Source organism: Leucobacter sp. NPDC015123 (genome assembly GCF_043080205.1).
Lineage (GTDB): Bacteria > Actinomycetota > Actinomycetes > Actinomycetales > Microbacteriaceae > Leucobacter > Leucobacter aridicollis_A.
This window is the reverse complement of the sequence record NZ_JBIBVH010000005.1, coordinates 234,186-254,914: the sequence shown is the minus strand read 5'-3', so window position 1 is coordinate 254,914 and position 20,729 is coordinate 234,186. Positions and strand designations below refer to the sequence as shown.

Sequence of the window (20,729 nt, the reverse complement as noted above, 5' to 3'; positions counted from 1 at the left end):
ACCCTCGCGCTGAATCTCAGGTGCGCTCCCGGCACCGCCGTTAGGCTCTCGGTATGAACACTGTGACTCCGAAGCTTCTCGCTGCCGCCGGTGCCACGGCGCTCGCCCTCGCCCTCTCTGGGTGCGTCACGTTCTCGGCTGCGCTCCCAGGTACGTCTCCAAGCGCGGGGGCACCGAACCGGATCGGCCCCGAGGGCTGTGGGGTGAGCGCCGACAAGGTTTCGACGCTCGTCGATGACGTACTCGCAGAGCTCGGCACGGTGCAGGAGTCGGCGCTTGCCGGCGACATCCCCGACCTCTCGAAACTGCTCACGCCGTTTCAGGACGATGTTGCAACACTCACCGACGGCGTGACCGACCCGGAACTGCTCGCGGCGCTCACCGATGTGCAGGCCGGTTTCACTGGGTTCGCTGAGATTCCCGCGCCGCAGAACGTGCTCGAGGGCGCCGGCTGGGTTCAGGAGTTCACAGCCCAGCTCCAGGAGCTTCGCGACAGCGGTGCAGCGCTCAAGGAGCTCTGCACCGCCCCGTAAGCACTGTCGCTAGCGGGTCGCTGCCGGATCAGGATCGGGTTCCAGCAGCGTCGCAACCACGGTCGATGTCCACTTCACGATGTCGCCGTCGTCTGGAGTTGCGCGCTGCCCGACGCCCGCGAGTGGGCTCCGCGCGCTTGCAGTGCCTCCCGGGAGCGGGATCTGTAGCGTTTTCGTGGATTCTGTGTACTTGCCTCCCGGGTACATGCGAGTCATGCGCATCCGCCTGGAGTCGAGCAGCGTGACTGGTTCGAGCTTCAGCGTCGGCCCGAGCGCGACAACCTTCGTAAGTCCAAGGATCGATGCACGTCGCCGCAGCGCCGAGACCGCGGCGAGGCGCTGCACTTCCGCGGGCGGCTCACCGTAGCGGTCGGTGAGTTCTTCGAGCACCAGCTCGACGTTCTCAGCTGGCGCCTGCGGGTGTGAAGCGGCAGAGAACTTCTGATAGGCCTCAAGTCTGAGCCGCTCACTCTCGACATAGTCCTCGGGAATGTGTGCGTCCACTGGAAGCTCAAGAATGAGCTCAGTGTTCGTCTGGACGTCCTCGCCCTTGAACGTGTTCACTGCTTCGCCGATCATACGCAGGTATAGGTCGAACCCAACGCCCGCGATGTGGCCCGACTGCTCGCCCCCGAGCAGGTTGCCCGCGCCGCGCAACTCGAGGTCCTTCAGCGCGACCTGCATACCCGAGCCGAGCTCGTTGTTCGCGGCGAGGGTCTCGAGTCGCTCATTCGCGTGCTCGGTGAGGGGCTTGTCTGGGTCGTACAGGAAGTAGGCGTATGCCCGCTCGCGGCTGCGGCCGACGCGACCGCGCAGCTGGTGGAGCTGGCTGAGCCCGTACTTGTCTGCCTGATCGATGATGATCGTGTTCGCGTTCGCGATGTCGAGCCCCGTCTCGATGATCGTCGTCGACACGAGCACATCGAACTTTCGCTCCCAGAAGTCCTGCACGACTTGCTCGAGCTGATGCTCGGAGAGCTTTCCGTGGGCGACTGCGACGCGCGCCTCGGGCACGAGCTCGGCAATCTTTGCGGCAGTTCGGCCAATCGAGCTCACCCGGTTGTGCACGAAGAACACCTGCCCCTCGCGGAGCAGCTCGCGGCGAATCGCCGCCGAAATCTGCCGATCGCTGCGTGGCCCAACGAAGGTGAGGATCGGGTGTCGATCTTCCGGCGGAGTCGCGAGCGTCGACATCTCTCGAATGCCCGTGACCGCCATCTCGAGGGTGCGCGGGATCGGAGTCGCGCTCATCGCGAGGATGTCGACGCCAGTTTTCAGCGCCTTGAGTTTGTCCTTGTGCTCGACGCCGAAGCGCTGCTCCTCGTCGATGATGAGGAGGCCGAGATCCTTATAGATCACGCCGTCGGCGAGCAGTCGATGAGTGCCAATGACGACGTCGACAGTTCCCGCTGCGAGCCCCTCGATGGTCTCCTTCGCCTCTTTGTCGGTCTGGAACCGGCTGAGCGCGCGGAGCTGCACGGGAAACCCTGCGAAGCGGTTCTGGAACGTCTCGAAGTGCTGGTTCGCGAGGAGCGTTGTTGGCACGAGCATCGCGACCTGCTTGCCGTCTTGCACTGCTTTGAATGCTGCACGAACCGCGACCTCGGTCTTGCCAAACCCGACGTCGCCAGCAAGCAGCCTGTCCATCGGTACCGGACGCTCCATGTCACGCTTCACCTCGTCGATCGTGGTGAGCTGGTCGAGCGTCTCGGCGTACGGGAATGCCTCTTCGAGTTCGCGCTGCCATGGCGTATCAATTGAGAATGCGTGGCCAGGCGACGCCATGCGGGCTGAGTACAGCTTGACGAGTTCAACAGCGATGTCGCGGACAGCCTTGCGGGCCTTCTTCTTCGCGTTCGACCAGTCACTGCCGCCCATTTTCGAAAGTGCTGGAGCCTCGCCACCAACGTACCGCGACAGCTGGTCAAGCTGGTCCGTCGGCACGTAGAGCTTGTCCTTGGGCATGCCGCGCTTCGTCGAGGCGTACTCGATGACAAGGTATTCGCGTAGGGCTTTGCCTGCGTCCCTCCCGATACCCGTGGGCACCATACGCCGGGTAAGCTCGACGAACTGGCCAATGCCGTGCGTCTCGTGCACGACGTGGTCGCCAGCAACAAGTTTCAGCGGATCTACAACGTTCTTGCCGCGCCGCCGCGCGAGCTTCTGGCCGCTCTGCCCCTGGGAGGTAACAGTTCGCCCGAAGAACTCTGCCTCGGTTTCAAGCAGCAGTTTCGCTTCTTCGCTCTCGAACCCCTGCCAGGCAATACCTGTGACGAGGTAGATGACTCCGGCTTCGAGCGCCGACGGGAGCTCGTCGACGATACGTGCGGCCGCACCAGTCTCGGTGAGGAGGTCGCGGGCGCGCTCGACAAGCCCCGCCCCCTGCGCGGTGACGATCGCGCGCCAGCCTTCGGCGAGCCTGCGGCTCAGGTGCACGAGCGCTTGAGCAGTCGCGTCGTTGTCTGTCGCTGACCGACGCACGGGTCCACCAGCAACAGTGATGATCGCATCGTCGACTCCGTCGATCACGGTGAGCCCGCGTGACTCGTCGCTCGCAGGCGGCTCTCCGCCGCCCGCGTCATCGGCGTCGCGCACGAACCCGGTCATGCTCCACCAGGGGCGGTCGTGCGAGGCACGACGAAGCTCAGCGACAGTCAGCATGCCGCTGTCGCCCGTCGGCACCGGCGTCTCCGCCCCGACGGTCGCAGCGTGCCAGGCGGCCTCGAGAAACTCTCGGTTGGTGTCGGCGAGGCTCACGGCGCGACCCGCGACGCGTTCTGGCGACACCACGAGCACGGCGCCGCCATCGGGCAGCAACGAGGTCAGTGGCGCGAGCCCGGGTACGAGCTGCGGCAGCAGGCTCTCCATGCCCTCAACCGAGATCCCCTCAGACATCTTCTCGAGCATCGTCGAAAGCGCCGGGAACTTCGGCAGCAGGTCGGCTGCGCGGGCGCGAACCTCGTCGGTGAGGAGCAGCTCGCGCGCTGGCCACAGCTCGAGAAGCTCTACGGGGTCGCCGGCGCTTCGCTGGTCTGACACCGAGAATCTGCGGATCTGATCGACCTCGTCGCCGAAGAAGTCGACGCGCATCGCTTGCTCGGCCGCTGGCGGGAAGACGTCGAGGATCCCGCCACGCACGGCGAACTCGCCTCGCCGCGTCACCATGTCGACGCGAGTGTACGCAAAGTCAACAAGCTTTCGAGCGAGCGCGTCAAGGCCCGCGCCTTCGCCGCCGATCCGCGGTTCCTCGCCAGCGCGCAACACGACAGGCTCGGCGAGCGCGGCGTGTGGCGACACGGGCTGCAGCGCAGCGCGGACGGAGGCGACCATGACAAGCGGGCCGGCCTCGGACTGCTCGGGGTTATCGCGGTAGTCCCGGAGCATGCGGAGTGCCTCAGCTCGGCGTCCAACGGTCTCCGCGCTTGGACTCAATCGTTCGTGCGGCAGCGTTTCCCAGGCCGGAAACTCGGCAGTCCTCGCCTCCGGGATGAGGGATGCGACTGCTTGCCGGACTGAGTCCGCCTCACGGCTCGTCGCGGCGATCAAGAGGTATGCGCCGCGGTCGCCTGAGGCACGACGCCGACGGATGAGGCCGGCGATCAGCGGCGCCCGGAGTCCATCTGCGACCGAGAATTCTGCGTCGAGACCAGCAGCATCGAGCGCGCGCGCAAACGACGGCGCGCCCTCGAGCAGCCCGTCAAGCCCTCGGAGACTCATCGTGCGCCCCCGTGGAATCGCTGTTGGGTGGCGGTGAGCCCGTCAGTGACGAGCATCTCCGTGGCGTCAGCAGCGTCTTCAAGCAGCACGGCGAGCGTGTCACGCTCGCCGGACGCGAACGGCTTCAGCACAAAGTCCGCCGGGTCTTGCTGCCCTGGCGGGCGCCCGATCCCGATCCTCACCCGCAGAAATTCTGGTGTGCCGAGCGCCTTCGCAATGTCGCGGAGTCCGTTGTGGCCGCCGTGGCCACCGCCCTGCTTGAGTTTCAGCGAGTCGAACGGCAGGTCGAGCTCATCGTGGAGCACGATGACGCGTTCGGCATCGATACCGAAGTACTTCGCAAGCGCCGATACGGGACCGCCAGATGTGTTCATGAACCCGTTCGACTTCGCAAGAATAAGCTTCGGCCCACCAGGCACGAGCCGGCCTTCGGCGACCCGCGAGTTTGTCTTGTGAGGAGAAAACTTCGACCCCATGCGCGCAACGAGCACGTCGAGCGCCATCTGGCCAACATTGTGCCGTGTCGCCTCGTACTTCGGCCCGGGGTTTCCGAGGCCGACGACCAGCCAACTATCACTCGCCACGGTCTCAACGTCCTTTTTCTTTCGCAGGCCAAACACCCTCTAAGCCTATGCGGCGTTGGGCGGCCGGGAGTGCGAAATTGCTCTCGGCTGAACTGTTTGCTTGGACACACAAAACCCGCCGGGCGGTGCGGCACCGCCCGGCGGGTTGTGTGAAGCGTGCGAGAGTTACTCTGCGGCTGCCTCTTCGGCGCCCTCAGCGTCCTCCTCGTCCGCAGCTGCGCCGCGGGGAACAACGACCTGCACAACGAGGTGCTCAGTGTCGTCGAGGAGCTCAGCGCCCTTGGGAAGCTCGAGGTCGCCCGCGAGAACCTGGGTGCCCTCTTCGGCGCCTTCGATGCTGACCTCGACCGAGTCGGGGATCGAAGTTGCGGGGACGAGCAGCCGGACCGTGTTGAGATCCTGCAGCGAGGTGGTGCCCGAGAACGAGGTGCCGGTCACGTGGATCGGAACCTCGACCTCGACCTTCTCGCCCTTCTTCACGATAAGCATGTCGACGTGCTCGATGATCTGGCGTACGGGATCCTTCTGCACGTCCTTGACGAGCACGAGCTCCTTCTTGCCCTCGATGTCGAGTTCGATGAGCGCGTTAGCCTGGCGCACGATCAGGCTCAGCGGGTGCGTCTCAACGGTGATGTGCTTGGGATCGGTGCCGTGACCGTAGACGACTACGGGGGTCTTGCCAGCAGCACGGAGCTTGCGGGCCGCGCCCTTGCCAAAGTTGTCGCGTGCAGCTGCGTCGAGCTTGTTCTCTACGCTCATAATGATTCTCCTTGCGGGCTCTCGCCCCGTGTCGGGTGGGTATCCCCACCGGCGTGGTTTCTCGCACTTGTAACGTGCGACGCAGCGATGCCCCGATGTGGGGAGTTCGTTCCGCGTCGATAACGGGCGCTCGCGCGCCCCTCGCCGAAGTACAGCCACTAATCTTACACGACTTGAACCTCTGCTACGACCCGAGGTTCGCGACAGCCCGCTCGATCTCAGTATCACCGTCGAGGATGTCAACGGTTAGGCCCCTGAGCTTAGGGCGTGCGACGATTTCGGCGAGCACCCGAGCGACGTTGTCGCGGCTCACCGGACCGCGATCGAGTCGCGCACCGACAGTCACTCGACCTGCCCCCGCGTCGTTCGTCAGCGTTCCTGGCCGCACGATGACCCAGTCAAGCCCGCTCGCTTCGAGCGCAAGATCTGCTGCGTACTTCGCCCGCTGGTAGGCGGCAAAGTCGACGCCCATCGACTCCGGCGGCGCGGTGGCGACCCCGATGTAGGAGATCTGCACGACCCGCGCACCGAGCTGCGCTGCCGCGGTCATCGTTGTGAGCGCCCCCTGATGGTCGACGGTCTCCTTGCGCTCTGGCCCTGAACCGGGCCCAGCGCCGGCGGCGAACACCAGCGTGCCTGCGGCGCCGAGCGCACGCGCGAGCTCGTCACCATTCGTTCGTTCAAGGTCAAGCATCACTGGCTCACCGCCCGCGAGTTCGACGTCGGCGGCGTGGTCGGGGTTTCGAATGACGCTCAACACTCGGTGCCCCACCGCGCTCAGCAGCCTGGTCGTTCTCAGCGCGATCTGGCCGTGACCGCCGATCATGCCAACGACGGTTGGAGAGGACTCGTTCACGTTGCACTCCTATTCAGTTGCGGCGCCAGTCAGCTGCACGATGTCGGCACCATACGCCTGGGCGAGCTCGTCAGCGCTTACGAGCGCACCAATTCCCGGGCTGCCAGCGCCAACGACAACTGTCTGACCGCTCAGGCTTTCGTCAATGATGACCGGCCAAGCTGTGTTCGACCCGAGCGGCGTGATGGTGCCGCGCTTGTACCCGGTTGCGGTGTAGGCCGCGTCGGCGTCAGGCAGTGAGAGCCGGTTCACGCCGAGGTGGGCTCGCAGTTTCGCCCAGCTGAACTGGCCGTCGAGCGGGGTGAGTACGAAGACGAATCCCTCCCCGCGCTGCACGACGACGCTCTTCACGATCTGCGCGCCGCCGAAGTCTGCGCGCGTCGGTCGGCCGGTGCCGTCACGCACCACGAACTCGACTGCAAGGCCACGCGCTTCCGCGTCGGACGCGGCCCTGTACACCTCGGAAGGCACGTCTGTCTCAGTTCCCGCCGCGTGTGTCATTGCCGCCTCGTTTCTTCCGGGAGCGTTTCCCAGTCGGTGAAACGCTCCCGGGGAAGAAACTATTTCACCGGATCAGGATGCCGCGGGCTAGTCGTTCCACGACCAAATGTCGTCGCCGCGGAGCGTCGCATCTGCGCCACCGTCGCAGTAGATGACCTGACCGGCCATGTGGGTGTTTTGCTCGTCGGTCAGCCACACCAGCACGTCAGCGATCGACTGCGCAGGCTGATGCGAGTTGAGCGGCATCGGTACGGCGGAGTCGACCATAGCGCGCCCCTCTACCGTCGCGAGGAGTTCCTCGGTCATGGGGGTGATGACTGTGCCCGGCGCGACGGCGTTGAGGGCGATGCCTGCGCCGGCCCACGTCGGGGTGACTGCCTCGCGGCGCACCCAGCGAGCGATCGCCCGCTTGGACGACGGGTAGACGAGGTAGCCAACCTCTGGGCCCTGTGCGACGACTGCGTCGGCGACGGCGAGGGTCTTGGCCTCGTCGCCTGAGAGCGCGGCCTCGACCATCTCCTTCGAGTTGGGCTGCAGCGATGCCATCGACGAGACGACAGCAGCGCGGGGCGCTTCAGCTGCGGCGAGCGCCGGCTGAAGGGCCTCGAGGAGCTCGGTCACACCGAAGTAGTTGATCGAGATTGTCTTCGAGATCGGCGCCGAGATGCCTGCGCAGGCGATAACGCCGTCGATCACGCCGCCGGCGAGCTCGGTCGCACGCGCGGCCGCGTCGATTCGGCCTTCGCGGCTCGACAGGTCCGCTTCAACCTCTGCGTTTTTCAGGTCGATGCCGATCACACGGTCTCCCCTGTCGCGCAAGGTCTTCGCGGTTGTGGCTCCAATGCCTGAGGCCGAACCAGTCACTACGTACGTGCGGGTCATTGTGTTTCTCCTTCGGTTGCATGCGCAGCCCCGATCGGAGCGGCGCTGTGGCGGCGATGCAGCCGCCAGCTTCTAGCCGTGGGTTTCCGGCCGAAGCAGCCTCGTTGCGACGCCAGTCACTGTGCGAATCTCTGCGGGCGTCAGCTGCGCGGTCGCCTCCTCGACGATGCGTACGCCAGCCTCGACGAGCCTTGCGTAGGCGGCCTCACCCTCGCGTGTGAGTGAGAGCGTTATCGATCTGGCGTCGGTCGCGCTTTGGGACTTCTCGACGAGCCCGGCTACGGTGAGCCGCGCGAGCGCCTTGCTCATCGTAGGCCTGCTCAATCGCAGCTCGTCCGCGAGCTCAGCGGGCCTCACGCCCGTGCTCGTGTCCGCGCCGTGTGTCCCGATGAGGTACAGGGCGCGCACGTCGCCCTCGGCGATGTCGACACCGACCTCGGCGGCGATGCTGCCGTGCGTGACCGCGGCCGTCCAGTTCGACACCAGGCCGACGATCGCCGCGAGGAGTTCTGCAGCGGCGTTCTCAGAAGGGTTCACTGGCATATGCCCAGCCTACTCTTTTAGTTGCCATTGGCAACTACTTGCCCCGGTCTAGCGCTCAGGGCGTAATTTCACAGCGGATTCACCCTCCAGCCGTGACGAGCCCCGACTCGTACGCTGCGATCACGAGCTGGGTTCGGTCGCGAAGACCGAGTTTGCTCAGCAAGCGCGAGACGTGCGTCTTCACGGTCTGCTCCGAGAGAAACAGGTGCCCCGCGATCTCGGCATTCGTATTCCCGGCCGCAACCAGTCGCATCACGTCGAGCTCACGCTCGGTCACCTGAGATAGGCTCGCCGACGGCTTTCGTTCGGGGCGCGCAGCGTAGTCCGCGATGAGCCGACGAGTCACTGACGGCGAGAGGAGCGCCTCACCGGCGGCAACGATCCTCACCGCCCCAATGAGATCCTCGGCGCTTGCGTCCTTCAATAGGAACCCACTCGCTCCCGCCCGAAGCGCCGAGAACACATACTCGTCGGCATCAAACGTCGTCAGCATGATGACGCGCGGGTGCACGTTGCCAGGCGCAGTGAGAACCGCACGCGTCGCGTCAAGTCCATTCATTCGCGGCATGCGAATGTCCATCAAGATCACGTCGGGTCGCGTCCGGCGAACAAGTTCGGTGACCTCGTCACCGTCAGCCGCGTCCCCAACGACAGTGATGTCGGGCTGCGCGCCAAGCAGCGCACCAAAGCCCTGACGCACCATGGCCTGGTCATCGACAATCGCGACACGGATTGACGAGCGATCGGATTCGGAAATGGGCATGTGTCGATCCTATGCTCGAGCGCACCCTACGGCCGCGCAGAACAGAGGAACCCCCAACTTCACTCTCGCGGGTGACCCCTCAGGCGATCGAATTCACTCGCCAGGGTGACGCGCTCCAGCAAGCGCGCCCTCTACAGTTGGCATCACCGGCACCACCAATGCCGGCGGATTGGCCTCACCGGCCGCTGGCCGGACGAGAGACAGGGATTGAACCATGGTGAAGACAACAACTCAAGCGGCGCCACACCGAGCGCGTGCTTGCGCCTGGTCGGGCCTCTACAACCCGGCCCTCGTGATGCGCGATATCGGCTACGTCCTTCCGGGTTTCTTCATCTCACTCTTCGCCTTCTCGCTCCTTGTCCCGCTCGCATCGGTCGGCATCGCTACCCTCGTCATCTGGCTGGGGGCCCTGCTCCTGCCAGCGACGCTCCTCCTCGCGACGAAGTTCGCTGAACTGTCACGGACGCGGGCCGCCTGGTGGGGTGCGGCAGTCCCCGCGCCCGCGTACCGGGCGCCTAGCCCCGGCCTCGGCGGGTTCATGCGCATCATGGCTGACGGCCGTCGCTGGCTCGACCTCGCATTCGAGACGCTTGTCGCGTTCCCTGTGCGCGCCATCACTTTCTCCGTCGGTGTCGCATGGCTCGCTGCAGCTCTCGGCGGAACGACATGGGCCATTTGGGCCCGCTTCCTCCCCGAAAACGACAGCGTCTTTCCGGGCAACATGCTCCGTGCCATCTTCGGCGATGCCCTCACCCTCGAGGCCGCCTACTCCCGCGCAGCCGAGAGCCTGACGTACACACTCTTCGGCGTTATCGCCCTCGCGCTGACCCCCGTCGTCATGCGCGCACTCGCCACGTTCGACATCTCGCTGACCCGGGCAGGGCTCGGCGGAACCACCCCCTCGACACCGGGCAATGGGGCTACGAGAACCCCGGCAGCAGACGGGGCCTCGACTTCTCAGCTCGCATTCACATCGTTCACAGGCTGGTCCTGGATCCTAATCGGATTTGCGGCAGTCGCGACGATCGCCGTCTCCTGGCCACTCCTCGCCACGCTCTACGATGTACATCCCGCGATCGCCATGGTGCTCGCAACAGCAGAAGCAACAGCCGTGGCGCTCGCGCTGCGCCTCCCTGCCATCGCGATTGCCCTCGGCACCATCGCGCCGGCCGCAATGGCGCTCATCACCGCGGAGCCAGTCGAGACACCGTGGCCGTGGCCCGTGCCAGCGCTCATCGTGCAGGCCCTCCTGGCGTTCATCATCGGGCTGCGTCACGATTGGCGCTGGGTACTAGCGGCACTCGCGCTGCCCCAACTCGCAGTTATCGCGGCCGTAGCGATGTCAGGTACGGGCTTCACAGCAGGCGCGATCACCAGCCTCGTCATCAGCAGTTCTGTGGCGCTCGGCCTCGGGCTCGGCGGAATCGTGCTGCAGGGAATCCTTGAAAACCGCGGGGCGCTCCGCGCCGAACGCCAGCACAGCGCAGAACTCGACGCGAAACAGCGCGAACTCTCGGAGCGCAACCTCGTCGCCCGGGAACTCCACGACGTTGTCGCACACAGCATGTCTGTCGTGAGTATCCAAGCAAACACGGCAAAGTACCGCATTCCCGGGCTCGGCGACGAGGCAGAGGCAGAGTTTGCGGCAATCGCGCAGTCCTCACGTCAGGCGCTCTCGGAGATGCGGGGGCTCCTCGCAACCCTCCGCGACAGCGACGGCACGGCCCCGCTCGCGCCGCAGCCGACGCTCTCAGACCTGCCAGCACTCATCGAAGGCAGCCGCAACTCGGGCGCGGAGATCACGTTCACCCAAAGCGGCGGCGTCACCACCGAACCCGTGCTCTCCGCGACGGGCCTGACCGTCTATCGGGTCGTCCAAGAAAGCCTCGCGAACGCCATGCGTCACGCCCCCGGCGCGGCGATCGACGTGACAGTCACACTTGGTGACGACGAGATCACTGTCGCCGTCGAGAACAGTCACGCGCCCGTCGAAGCGCCGCCCGCGCCCGGGTCAGGCCTCGGCCTCGCCGGTCTGCGCGAGCGTGTAGCGGCGCTCGGCGGCACAGTCACTGCTGGCCCAACAGGCGAAACCGGCGCGGGCGAAGGATTCGCGGTCCACGCGACGTTGCCACGCTAAGCCTGCGAAACGCGAGCGCCCCGCACCCACCGACTCTCGGGGGTGCGGGGCACTCGCGTGTTGCAGGGGGCAGGCCGCCTAGGCGACGCCGTTGAAGCGGTCGAGCCGCATCTGCGCTGTGGCCTCATGGGCCGTCATCCCCTCAGACGCCGAGATGGTGATCGTCGCAGGCGCAACAGTCGGCGTTGCCTCCCGCTCGACGCGCTGGTACGTCAGCGGCTTGAGGTAGCGCGACACCGAGAGTCCCGCGCTGTGCTTCGCGCCGCCAGCGGTCGGCAGCGTGTGGTTCGTGCCCGCCATCCCCTTGTCGGAATAGGCAACCGTGCTCCACTCGCCAACGAAGATCGAACCGTAGTTGCGAAGGTTCTCGTGATACCACTCGTCGTCACCGGTGATGACCTCAAGGTGCTCCGGGGCCAGATCGTCCATGAGCGCCGCAGCAACTTCGCGGCTCTCTGCAACAGTGACCGAACCGTAGTCGCGCCATGCTGGGCCACAGATCTCGGCTGTCGACAGTGTCTGCAGCTGGCGTTCGACCGCCTCCATGACCGCCAGGCCGTGAGCCTCATCGGTGGTAACAAGGGCGGCCGGGGAGTTCGGGCCGTGCTCTGCCTGACCAAGCAGGTCGGCTGCCACGATCTCTGGGTCGGCAGTCTCATCGGAGATCACCGCAACCTCAGATGGGCCAGCAAGCAGGTCAATCGCGACCCTGCCAAAGAGTTGACGCTTCGCCTCGGCGACAAATGCATTGCCTGCGCCAACGAGCATGTCTGCCGGCAGTTCGTCGATCAGCCCAAACGCCATCGCGGCGAGCGCCTGAACTCCCCCGAGCATGAAGACCCGGTCCGCACCCGACACGTGCGCCGTGTAGAGCACGGCGTCGTTTGCTTGCCCGTTGGGCTGCGGCGGGGTGCACGCAACAACGTGGGGCACGCCGGCTGCTTTGGCAACGCCGACAGTCATGAAGGCGCTCGCTGTGAGCGGGAATCGCCCTGCGGGCATGTATGCGCCAACGCGGCCAACGGGAATGTAGCGCACTCCGGTGTGCAGGCCTGGCGCGAGCTCGACGTCGAAGTCAACGTGCCCCTCGCGCTGGCGGCGAGCGAACGCCTGGGTCCGCTCAGCTCCGAGCTCGATTGCAGCACGCAGGTCAGGGGCGATGCGATCTCCACTGCTCGCGATTGTCTCCCGAGAGATCTCGAAGTCGCTACCATCCCAGCGGTCAAGCTTGCGGGCGTAGTCGCGAACAGCGTCGAGGCCTCGCTTCTCGATATCGAGGAGCATCGCGGACACTGTCTCAACGACCTGGGGATCGCGCTGCGCCGCGGGAACGTCGAGTGGGGTCTTCAGCCGGGTGAACCGGCCGTCGTACTTTGTCAGAATTGGGGTGGTGAACTTCATAGCTCTGATCGTAAAAACGCGAGAGCAACAATACAACGGGGCAGTGAACTAGAGATCACATAGGGTTAGGCTATGACAATCACTCAGCTTCGGGCATTTGTGTACGCCGCCGAGCATGGCTCCTTCACAAGTGCAGCGAGCCGCCTCGGCGTTTCGCAGCCGACGATCTCGGCGCTCATCAGAAAACTTGAGGAGCACCACGAGTTGCCGCTCTTCATACGCACTGGTCGCAGGCTCGCGCTGACAGCGGCGGGCAACGAGCTGCTGGGCTGGGCGCGCCAGATTGTCGAGACGTCCGAGCTCGCTGACGAGGCACTCATCGAGCTTCGGGGAATACAGCGCGGATCAATCTCGCTCGGGGTGCTGCGCAACGCAAACTTCTACTTCCTCCCCGACATGGTCGAGAGGTTTCATAGGCGCCGCCCGAACGTCAACCTTCGCCTCTTCGGCCAGAACTCCTTCGAAGTCGTCGAGGGCGTTCGAAACGGTCAACTCGAGGCGGGCATCGTGGTCCTCCCGGTGCCTGACGAAGAGCTTGAGGTGTTCCCGCTTGTGCAGGACGAGGTCCTCTGGGCCTCAATTCATCCTGAGCGAGTGGCGACGGCAGTGAGCATCGATCAGATCGTCGCGCACCCTGTCGTGCTGTACGACGCAAGCTACAGCTGGAATGACCCCACGCGGCGACAGCTCAGCGAGCGCGCGCAGGAGCGCGGTCTGCGCCTCCAGCCACGCTTCGAGGTGGAATACCTGGAGGCCGCACTCGAACTCGTCAAGCGCGGCCTCGGTGACACAATGGTGTCGCGAGCCGTGACTCAGAACGTCAGCTTTCCACCAGAGATCCACGTGGCCCCGTTTGAGACGCCACTCTACGACACGATCGCAGTGATCCGTCGCCGGAACAGCGTGTACTCCCCCGCGATTCGCGAACTCATTGACATCGTGAACGACATCCTCAAGGAGCGCGCGTACGGCAACGGCCGTCCTGGCCGGACGAATCCAGCGCAGAACGGCCGTAATAGCGAGAACCCTCGCGCTTAGTCTTCGTCGACCTCCGGGAAGACTGTGACAGCCTCGGTCTCAGGCGTGTCCAAGATTCCCGAGCGGCGAAGCAGCGCCCGCGTGCGCGAGTGCTGCGGGTCCCCAAAGACGTCCTCGGGAGGGCCCTGCTCGACGATCTGGCCACCGTCCATCACCACGATGCGGTCGCCGATCTCGCGAGCGAACTGCATTTCGTGGGTCACGATAACCATTGTTGTCCCCGACGCAGCGATGTTCTTGATGACTGCGAGAACTTCGCCGACGAGCTCTGGGTCGAGCGCCGAGGTCGGCTCGTCGAACAGCATGACGTTTGGTTCCATGGCCATCGCACGTGCGATCGCAACGCGCTGTTTCTGGCCGCCCGAAAGCCTGGACGGGTAGTTCGCCATGCGGTCAGCCAGGCCGACCCTCGCAAGCGCCGGCTCGGCGAGGGCACGCGCCTGCTGCTGTGACAGCTTCTTCACGTGCATGAGCGGCGCCATGACGTTCTCAAGCGCCGTCTTGTTCATGAAAAGGTTGAAGTGCTGGAACACCATTCCGATGTCCGTGCGCTTGCGAGCAGTCTCTCTCGCCGACTCCGCGACAAGCCCCCCGGCGCTCTCGCGGTACCCCACCAGGTGATCGTTCACGAGAATCTTGCCGCTGTCGATCACCTCAAGCTTGTTGATGCAGCGCAGCAGTGTTGACTTCCCTGAGCCGCTCGATCCGATCAACACGACGGTCTCGCCGGGCAACACGTCAAGATCAACGCCCTTGAGAACCTCAAGGGTTCTACGGGTGTCCTTGCCTCCGATGAGCCGCTTCCAGAAGCTTGGCTTCTCCCCGATAAGGAAGCTCTTATGCACATCCTGAATCTGAATGACTGGGTTAGGCACGGCTTCTCACCTTCTTCTCAAGTACGATCACGAGCCGCGAGAGCGGCAGCGACAACGCAAGGTACAGGACCGCTGCTGCGGTGTAAATCTCGACTGTCTGGAATGTCTGGGAATTCAGCGTATTTGCGGTCTTCAAGATCTCAGAGACTGCGATGACGGAAGTCAGTGCCGTGTCCTTGACCATTGCAATGAAGTAGTTGCCGATCGGACCAAGCGCAACCTTGAATGACTGCGGGATCACGATACGCCAGAGCGCCTTCGTGGGTGTGTACCCGAGCGACAGCGCAGCCTCGGTTTGACCGCTGTCGATTGCAAGAATCGAGGTCCGGTAGACCTCGGACAGGTACGCGGCATAGTTCAGCCCGAGACCGATAATGCCGGCTGCGATTGGGTCGAGCTGCACACCAACGACTGGGAGCACGAAGTAAATGTAGACGAGCTGCACGAGCAGCGGGGTGCCGCGGAGCACTTCGACATAGACCACAGCGATACCGCGCAGAATGCGGCTCGATGAGAGGCGGGCAAGGGCGATGAGCAGGCCAAGCACCAGGGCAAGGATCATCGCCCCGAGCGCGAGCTGCGCGACGACAGGCACGCCCTTGATGAGCTTCGGCATCACACCGATCACATTTTCAATGAATTCCAAGACTTCTCCTCAAACGGAGATAGTGGAGCACGTGCAGTGCTCCACTATCGACGCGTTCGTTACTCCGCGATGTTGTCTTCGCCGAGGCCGTACTTCTGCAAGATCTCGAGGTACTTCGGCGAAGCCTTGAGGTTCGCGAGCGCACCGTTGAGCTCTTCACGCATTGCGTCGCTGTCTGCGTCCTGTCGGAAGGCGGCCGCGATGGTTCCCGGGAAGTACGGATCGTAGGGCGAAACGAGCTTCACCTTGTCGTTCGGGTTCTGCACCAGACTCCACGCCACCACTGCCTGGTCGGTGAAGCCTGCGTCAACCTGACCGTTCGCGATCGCCTGGATGAGGTTTGCCTGCGAGTCGTACTGCTTGATGTTCGCCTCGTCGGTCAGCTCCTGGGCGATCTCGAGGTGCGTGGTCCCAGTCATCACGCCTACAGTCTTGCCGCGCGCATCATCGCGTGACGCGAACGTCGAGTTCGCGGGAACAAGCATTCCCTCGCCCTGGTAGTACCATGTGTCCGAGAACGCGAGCGTCTCCTTACGCGAGTCGGTCACGTACAGGCCGTCGGCAATGAAATCAGCCTTCTTCGAGAGCACGGTCTGCGGCATCGTCGCAAAGTCGGTGACGACGACTTCGATCTTCCAATTGAGCTCTTCTGCCATCGCACCGAGCATCTCACCGTCGATCCCCGTCAGTTCACCCGTCGCTTCGTCAACGAACGAGAAGGGGGCATCGTTTGATGTCACGATCTTCACGGTGCGCTCGGCATCGCCGCCCTCTGCTTCAGGAGCCGCCGAGCTGCAGGCACTCAGTGCGAGCGCACTCACCGCGAGAGCGGCAATGAGAGAAAACTTCTTCTTCATAGTCATGGGTGTGACTCTTCCTTATTCCAGGCTTGTGAGACTGCAGCGTTGCTGCCTCCGATTACACAGTCTTCGGAATCTCGGAGTATTGCACAAGAACTGTGGAATCTATATTCCACATAGCTCTTCACTATAGCTTCGCGTTGGGGCCCAAGTTTCTCGGGCGATCGCAGCACGCGGCACCGCACTGCATCACGCGGCATCGCGCAGTCGGAAGCCTGACGCCCGATACTAGAGCTCGGCGAGAAGGTGCTCGAAATCCTTGAGCACTGCGGCAACAGTCGCCTGCGGCGTCGATGCGCCACCGACGAGCGTGTACTCGCCGAAACCTTCGGCCGTCACCATCAGAGCCTTCGTGCTTCCCCTCGCCGCCGAGTAGGGGTGCGTTTGGTCGTAGGATCGCAGCTCGACCCGAGCAGCATAGCCAGTTCCCACGCGCTCGAGGACTCCAACAAGCGCGGCCTTGGCGCCTGTCTGCCGCCAGGCGCGCACCTGGTGGTCGGACACTTCGAACACGCTCTCACGCTCCACGCTCTCAAGCGGCAGCCACACACCGAGCGCAATACCGGCGATGACGACAAGCTTGGCAGCCGTATCCCGGCCGTCAAGGTCGAATGCGGGGTCGGGCTCCGCGATCCCGCGCGCTACCGCATCGGCGATTGCGGCCTCGAGCGTCGATCCTGATCTCACAACCTCGTCGAGCACGAACGAGCTCGTTCCAGTGAGCGCCGCCTCGACGCGTGTGATTTCTGCACCCGCGAGATTGTGTCGCAGAAAATCAACGGCGGGCAGCGCCGCCGAACTCGCCCCGCTCGCGTGCACTCGGCTTCCGCTTGCCTGCGCGGTCTCGAAAAGCCTCGCCCCGTGCAGCGCGAGCGCGCTCTTCGACACCATGATCGCGTGGATGCCACGCCGCGTCGCCCAGTCGAGGTGGTCGAGCCCCGGCCCACCCGACACGTAATCGTTCGGCCCGGCGTCAATCACGACGTCGGGGTTTGCCTGTTCAAGAAAGGTCGCGCCGACAAGCCGCGGCGCCCACCCGTCCCGTTCGGCGATGTCTGCCGCGGTGAGACCACTGTCACGCACGATCCCAGACGCGCTCCCGCACACCGCGACAAGTCGCACGTCGACACCCCAGCGTGCAGACAAGCGAGCGCGCCGATCGAGCAGCGCCACCGCGACGCGGGACCCGATCCCGCCGCACCCGGTGAGCGCCACTCGTACGACGCGCATGGCTACGCCGCGCCTGACTAGGCGGCGCCCTCAAACATCGACGTCACCGATCCATCTTCGAAGACCTCGTGAATCGCCTTCGCAAGCAGCGGGGCGATCGGCAGCACCGTGAGCTTCTCAAAGCGCTTCTCTTCGGGAACCGGCAGGGTATCCATGACGACGACCTGATCGATGAAGTCACGCGACAGGTGCTCAATCGCCTTACCCGAGAAAATAGCATGCGTCGCGGCAATCGTCACCCCGCGGGCGCCGGCCTGCTTGAGCGCCTCGGCAGCCTTCGAGATAGTGCCGCCGGTGTCGATCATGTCGTCGACCATGAGGCACCAGCGATCCTTCACGTCGCCGACGATGCCGTGCACCGAGGCCTGGTTCGCGACAGACGGGTCGCGACGCTTGTGGATGATCGCAAGCGGAGCACCGAGGCGGTCGCTCCAGACGTCCGCGACGCGAACGCGCCCCATGTCGGGCGACACGACCGTCAGGTCGTCACGGTTCAGGTTCTTCTCGAAGTGCTCGAGCAGCACAGGCATCGCAAACAGGTGATCGAGTGGGCCGTCGAAGAAGCCCTGAATCTGCGGTGCGTGCAGGTCGACCGACATGATGCGGTTGGCCCCAGCCGTCTTAAACAGGTCTGCGATGAGGCGCGCCGAGATGGGCTCGCGGCCGCGGCCCTTCTTGTCCTGGCGCGAGTACGGGTAGAACGGCGCCACAACTGTGATGCGCTTCGCCGAGGCGCGCTTCAGGGCATCGACCATGATGAGCTGCTCCATGAGCCACTCATTGATCGGGTCAGTGTGCGACTGAATGACAAACGCGTCCGATCCGCGGACACTCTCATCGAACCGAGCGTAGAGCTCGCCGTTCGCAAAGGTTCGGGCATCGGTGGGAACGAGTTCAGCGCCGAGTTCAGCGGCAACTTGTTCGGCGAGCTCAGGATACGCTCGGCCGGTAATGAGAACGAGCTTCTTCTGCCCGGTCATCTCGATTTTGCTCATCAGTGCTTTCCCACTTGCCCTTCAGTGATTACTTTGTATGAGATGTGTCGTTGAGTGAGTCTGAGGCGGCCTCGGGGCTCGCGGCCCGCTCGGCAGCGGCAGCGGAACTCGTTCCGGGGCGGTTCGCAGCGACCCAGCCCTCCAGATTCCGCTGAGGGGCAACCGTCATCGCGAGCGCACCAGCGGGCACGGGCTTACGCACGATTGTTCCCGCCGCGGTGTACGTTCCGTCTTCAATGGTAACCGGTGCGATGAGCACGTTCTTCGAACCGATTCGCACCGCATCCCCGACAACGGTCTGATGCTTGTTCACGCCGTCATAGTTCGCGACAATCGTGCCCGCACCGATATTCGAGCCGGTACCGATCGTGACATCACCGACGTAGCTCAGGTGTGGCACCTTCGAGCCCTCACCGATCTGCGCATTCTTCGCCTCGACGAACGCCCCGATCTTGCCGCCCTCGCCAAGCTCGGTGCCCGGACGGATGAACGCGAACGGGCCAACCTCTGCACCCGCGTGGAACGCCGCAAGCGTCGCCTCAGAACGGCGAACGCGCGCCCCCTCACCGACCTCGCAGTCAGTCAGGGTCGTGTCGGGGCCGATGATGGCTCCTGTCGCAATTGACGTCGCGCCATGCAGGAACGTTCCAGGCAGAATCTCGACATCCGACTCGATCGACACGTCAGCGTCGATCCACGTCGTCGCCGGGTCCATGATTGTCACGCCATTTCGCTGATGCTCGCGGATGATGCGAGCGTTCAGCTCACGGCCAGCATCGGCGAGCTGAGCGCGGTCGTTCACGCCCGCGACGACCCACGGATCGTTCGTCGCGACAGCCTCAACCCCGCCGCCTCTCGCGAGGATGCGCGCGGCCGCATCAGTCAGGTACTTCTCGCCCTGCGCGTTGTTCGTGTCGATCTCACCGAGCGCCTGCGCCAGAGCGCGGTGCGTGAAGACGTAGATGCCGCCGTTGATCTCACCGATCCTACGCTGCTCGTCCGTCGCGTCCTTTTCTTCGACGATGCCAGTCATGCCGCCATCCGCGTCGCGAAGGATGCGGCCAAGGCCTGTCGGGTTATCGAGTAGCGCGGACAGCAGTGTCATGTCGCGGTGCTCGGCGAAATGGCCATCGAGCAGGCTGCGAATAGACGGGCCATCGACAAGCGGAGCGTCGCCCGACAGCACGACGACCGAGCCGTCGAAGTCAGCGGGGAGCGCCGCAAGCGCGAGCTCGACCGCGCGGCCAGTGCCGGGCACCTCGTCCTGATCAACAATGATCGTGTCGGGGGCGTGGTTCAGGATCGCCTCGGCAACCCGTTCACGCTCATGCCGAACGACGGCGACGATTTTCTGCGGCGAGACAGCCGCCGCAGTGTCGAGCACATGCTCGATGAGTGAGCGTCCGCCGATGCGGTGCAGCACCTTGGGAAGCGTCGACTTCATCCGAGTGCCCTGGCCAGCGGCCAGAATGACGACAGCGAGAGAACGTTCTGTCATGTCGGGTGTCCCTTTCTCGTTCGCGAGTGCGTGAGCACTGCGCGGAACTGCGCCGATACCGACGCGCGGCGGTGGGTTCGCCCCAGCCGCCACCGCTCCGCCCCTAGGATTCGAACCTAGACTTAACAGCTCCAAAGGCTGTCGTGCTGCCATTACACCAAGGCGGATCGCACCGAAGCCGGTACAGATATAGTCTGCCAGACCTCGCGACTACTTTCGCACGTCTCGGGCAGAACGGGGCAAACTGCGGCGGGTTCACGGGGAAAAAACTTCAGCAACCCGAGATAATGAGCAGATGGAAGACCGCACGCCAGACTCGACCGACGAGGTTGACGGGATCATCGCGTCGTGGAGCGCAGCACGCCCAGACCTCGATTTCGCACCACTCACCGTGTTCTCGCGGCTCTCGCGAATCGCGAAACATCTCGACCGGGCGCGCTCCCACGCGTTCGAGCGTTCAGGGCTCGCCTCATGGGAGTTTGATGTACTCGCTGTGCTGCGCCGCGGTGGCGCACCCTACCGACAAAGCCCGAAAGTGCTTGTGCAGCAGACAATGGTCTCAAGCGGCACCATGACGAACAGGATCGACAGGCTCGTCGAACGCGAGCTCGTGCGCCGCCTCACCGACCCCAACGACGGCAGAGGCGTGCTTGTCGAAATGACCCCCCTCGGCCAGACACTCGTCGATGCGGCGATGACACGACTCACTGATTCAGAGGAGCGCCTCCTCGGCGCAATGAGCAGGCCGGAACGCGAGCGCCTTGCCGTCCTGCTGCGAAAGCTTGCGCGAAGCGTTGACCGTTATGAGCCCGTCTCTGAGGCAGCCGACGACCCGGTGGTCTAGGAACCGGCCCCACGCGCCGGGCGCGAGCACGAGTGGCCTGCCCCACGGAGCCCGTGCGGTGCGCATA

19 protein-coding genes and 1 tRNA gene are annotated in these 20,729 nt (G+C 64.4%); 4 read left to right on the top strand and 16 right to left on the bottom strand.

Translation table 11 applies throughout. The features are described 5' to 3' along the window. Window positions 1-53 precede the first annotated feature (53 nt). Window positions 54-533 (top strand): hypothetical protein, encoded by a 480-nt coding sequence (locus tag ACF07D_RS11780; protein WP_391505033.1) that lies wholly within the window; start codon window positions 54-56, stop codon window positions 531-533. 9 nt (window positions 534-542) lie between these two features. Here the strand turns inward: ACF07D_RS11780 and mfd are convergent, their stop codons facing one another. The 8 genes from mfd to ACF07D_RS11740 form a co-directional block, all read right to left on the bottom strand. After that, window positions 543-4,250, bottom strand: a complete 3,708-nt coding sequence (gene mfd / locus ACF07D_RS11775) for a transcription-repair coupling factor (RefSeq protein ID WP_391505032.1) — start codon at window positions 4,248-4,250, stop codon at window positions 543-545. Further along, window positions 4,247-4,834, bottom strand: a complete 588-nt coding sequence (gene pth, locus ACF07D_RS11770; protein WP_391505031.1) for an aminoacyl-tRNA hydrolase — start codon at window positions 4,832-4,834, stop codon at window positions 4,247-4,249. The genes mfd and pth overlap by 4 nt, the downstream gene beginning before the upstream one ends. A 165-nt stretch (window positions 4,835-4,999) precedes the next feature. Beyond that, window positions 5,000-5,593 carry a 50S ribosomal protein L25/general stress protein Ctc gene (locus tag ACF07D_RS11765; RefSeq protein ID WP_391505030.1) on the bottom strand — a complete coding sequence of 198 codons (594 nt, stop codon included), beginning with the start codon at window positions 5,591-5,593 and terminating at the stop codon, window positions 5,000-5,002. Between the two features lie 184 nt (window positions 5,594-5,777). Next, window positions 5,778-6,449, bottom strand: coding sequence for an SDR family oxidoreductase (locus tag ACF07D_RS11760; RefSeq protein WP_391505029.1), 672 nt, complete (start codon window positions 6,447-6,449; stop codon window positions 5,778-5,780). Between the two features lie 9 nt (window positions 6,450-6,458). Beyond that, window positions 6,459-6,950, bottom strand: a complete 492-nt coding sequence (locus tag ACF07D_RS11755) for an aminoacyl-tRNA deacylase (RefSeq protein ID WP_391505028.1) — start codon at window positions 6,948-6,950, stop codon at window positions 6,459-6,461. A gap of 87 nt (window positions 6,951-7,037) precedes the next feature. Then, entirely contained in the window at window positions 7,038-7,832 is a 795-nt protein-coding gene (locus ACF07D_RS11750) for an SDR family oxidoreductase (protein WP_391505027.1), read from the bottom strand. Window positions 7,833-7,904: 72 nt separating this feature from the next. Further along, window positions 7,905-8,375 carry a MarR family winged helix-turn-helix transcriptional regulator gene (locus ACF07D_RS11745; RefSeq protein ID WP_391505026.1) on the bottom strand — a complete coding sequence of 157 codons (471 nt, stop codon included), beginning with the start codon at window positions 8,373-8,375 and terminating at the stop codon, window positions 7,905-7,907. 79 nt (window positions 8,376-8,454) lie between these two features. Continuing rightward, a complete protein-coding gene (locus tag ACF07D_RS11740) occupies window positions 8,455-9,138 on the bottom strand; it encodes a response regulator (protein ID WP_391505025.1) in 684 nt (227 codons plus the stop codon). A gap of 214 nt (window positions 9,139-9,352) precedes the next feature. Here ACF07D_RS11740 and ACF07D_RS11735 point away from each other — a divergent pair, with 214 nt between their 5' ends. Further along, window positions 9,353-11,275, top strand: a complete 1,923-nt coding sequence (locus ACF07D_RS11735; protein WP_391505024.1) for a sensor histidine kinase — start codon at window positions 9,353-9,355, stop codon at window positions 11,273-11,275. A gap of 78 nt (window positions 11,276-11,353) precedes the next feature. On the opposite strand, the gene hisD is transcribed toward ACF07D_RS11735, so the two are convergent. Next, entirely contained in the window at window positions 11,354-12,676 is a 1,323-nt protein-coding gene (gene hisD, locus ACF07D_RS11730) for a histidinol dehydrogenase (protein ID WP_391505023.1), read from the bottom strand. Between the two features lie 72 nt (window positions 12,677-12,748). Here hisD and ACF07D_RS11725 point away from each other — a divergent pair, with 72 nt between their 5' ends. Next, window positions 12,749-13,714: a LysR family transcriptional regulator gene (locus ACF07D_RS11725; protein WP_119284652.1), complete on the top strand. Its 966-nt coding sequence runs from the start codon at window positions 12,749-12,751 to the stop codon at window positions 13,712-13,714. On the opposite strand, the gene ACF07D_RS11720 is transcribed toward ACF07D_RS11725, so the two are convergent. The 7 genes from ACF07D_RS11720 to ACF07D_RS11690 form a co-directional block, all read right to left on the bottom strand. Continuing rightward, window positions 13,711-14,541 carry an amino acid ABC transporter ATP-binding protein gene (locus ACF07D_RS11720; RefSeq protein ID WP_391505061.1) on the bottom strand — a complete coding sequence of 277 codons (831 nt, stop codon included), beginning with the start codon at window positions 14,539-14,541 and terminating at the stop codon, window positions 13,711-13,713. The genes ACF07D_RS11725 and ACF07D_RS11720 overlap by 4 nt on opposite strands. Before the next feature lie 40 nt (window positions 14,542-14,581). Next, entirely contained in the window at window positions 14,582-15,235 is a 654-nt protein-coding gene (locus ACF07D_RS11715) for an amino acid ABC transporter permease (protein ID WP_119284653.1), read from the bottom strand. Between the two features lie 59 nt (window positions 15,236-15,294). Then, window positions 15,295-16,098, bottom strand: coding sequence for an ABC transporter substrate-binding protein (locus ACF07D_RS11710; protein ID WP_119284654.1), 804 nt, complete (start codon window positions 16,096-16,098; stop codon window positions 15,295-15,297). Between the two features lie 225 nt (window positions 16,099-16,323). Then, window positions 16,324-17,325 (bottom strand): homoserine dehydrogenase, encoded by a 1,002-nt coding sequence (locus ACF07D_RS11705; RefSeq protein ID WP_391505022.1) that lies wholly within the window; start codon window positions 17,323-17,325, stop codon window positions 16,324-16,326. Between the two features lie 17 nt (window positions 17,326-17,342). Next, complete coding sequence (locus tag ACF07D_RS11700; RefSeq protein WP_119284656.1) at window positions 17,343-18,320, bottom strand: ribose-phosphate diphosphokinase; 978 nt, start codon at window positions 18,318-18,320, stop codon at window positions 17,343-17,345. Window positions 18,321-18,348: 28 nt separating this feature from the next. Next, complete coding sequence (gene glmU, locus ACF07D_RS11695) at window positions 18,349-19,818, bottom strand: bifunctional UDP-N-acetylglucosamine diphosphorylase/glucosamine-1-phosphate N-acetyltransferase GlmU (protein WP_119284657.1); 1,470 nt, start codon at window positions 19,816-19,818, stop codon at window positions 18,349-18,351. A gap of 95 nt (window positions 19,819-19,913) precedes the next feature. After that, a tRNA-Gln gene (locus tag ACF07D_RS11690) sits at window positions 19,914-19,985 on the bottom strand. A 128-nt stretch (window positions 19,986-20,113) separates the two neighbouring features. Between ACF07D_RS11690 and ACF07D_RS11685 the strand changes: the two genes are divergently transcribed. Beyond that, window positions 20,114-20,662 carry a MarR family winged helix-turn-helix transcriptional regulator gene (locus ACF07D_RS11685; protein ID WP_119284658.1) on the top strand — a complete coding sequence of 183 codons (549 nt, stop codon included), beginning with the start codon at window positions 20,114-20,116 and terminating at the stop codon, window positions 20,660-20,662. Window positions 20,663-20,729 lie beyond the last annotated feature (67 nt).

What these genes read in the sequence shown, in the direction of transcription:
- ACF07D_RS11700 (WP_119284656.1), bottom strand. Translation starts at nt 18,320, where the DNA reads ATGAGCAAAATCGAGATGACCGGGCAGAAGAAGCTCGTTCTCATTACC.
- ACF07D_RS11710 (WP_119284654.1), bottom strand. Translation starts at nt 16,098, where the DNA reads ATGACTATGAAGAAGAAGTTTTCTCTCATTGCCGCTCTCGCGGTGAGT.
- ACF07D_RS11750 (WP_391505027.1), bottom strand. Translation starts at nt 7,832, where the DNA reads ATGACCCGCACGTACGTAGTGACTGGTTCGGCCTCAGGCATTGGAGCC.
- ACF07D_RS11735 (WP_391505024.1), top strand. Translation starts at nt 9,353, where the DNA reads ATGGTGAAGACAACAACTCAAGCGGCGCCACACCGAGCGCGTGCTTGC.
- ACF07D_RS11705 (WP_391505022.1), bottom strand. Translation starts at nt 17,325, where the DNA reads ATGCGCGTCGTACGAGTGGCGCTCACCGGGTGCGGCGGGATCGGGTCC.
- ACF07D_RS11780 (WP_391505033.1), top strand. Translation starts at nt 54, where the DNA reads ATGAACACTGTGACTCCGAAGCTTCTCGCTGCCGCCGGTGCCACGGCG.
- ACF07D_RS11685 (WP_119284658.1), top strand. Translation starts at nt 20,114, where the DNA reads ATGGAAGACCGCACGCCAGACTCGACCGACGAGGTTGACGGGATCATC.
- ACF07D_RS11740 (WP_391505025.1), bottom strand. Translation starts at nt 9,138, where the DNA reads ATGCCCATTTCCGAATCCGATCGCTCGTCAATCCGTGTCGCGATTGTC.
- hisD (WP_391505023.1), bottom strand. Translation starts at nt 12,676, where the DNA reads ATGAAGTTCACCACCCCAATTCTGACAAAGTACGACGGCCGGTTCACC.
- ACF07D_RS11755 (WP_391505028.1), bottom strand. Translation starts at nt 6,950, where the DNA reads ATGACACACGCGGCGGGAACTGAGACAGACGTGCCTTCCGAGGTGTAC.
- mfd (WP_391505032.1), bottom strand. Translation starts at nt 4,250, where the DNA reads ATGAGTCTCCGAGGGCTTGACGGGCTGCTCGAGGGCGCGCCGTCGTTT.
- ACF07D_RS11745 (WP_391505026.1), bottom strand. Translation starts at nt 8,375, where the DNA reads ATGCCAGTGAACCCTTCTGAGAACGCCGCTGCAGAACTCCTCGCGGCG.
- ACF07D_RS11765 (WP_391505030.1), bottom strand. Translation starts at nt 5,593, where the DNA reads ATGAGCGTAGAGAACAAGCTCGACGCAGCTGCACGCGACAACTTTGGC.
- glmU (WP_119284657.1), bottom strand. Translation starts at nt 19,818, where the DNA reads ATGACAGAACGTTCTCTCGCTGTCGTCATTCTGGCCGCTGGCCAGGGC.
- ACF07D_RS11725 (WP_119284652.1), top strand. Translation starts at nt 12,749, where the DNA reads ATGACAATCACTCAGCTTCGGGCATTTGTGTACGCCGCCGAGCATGGC.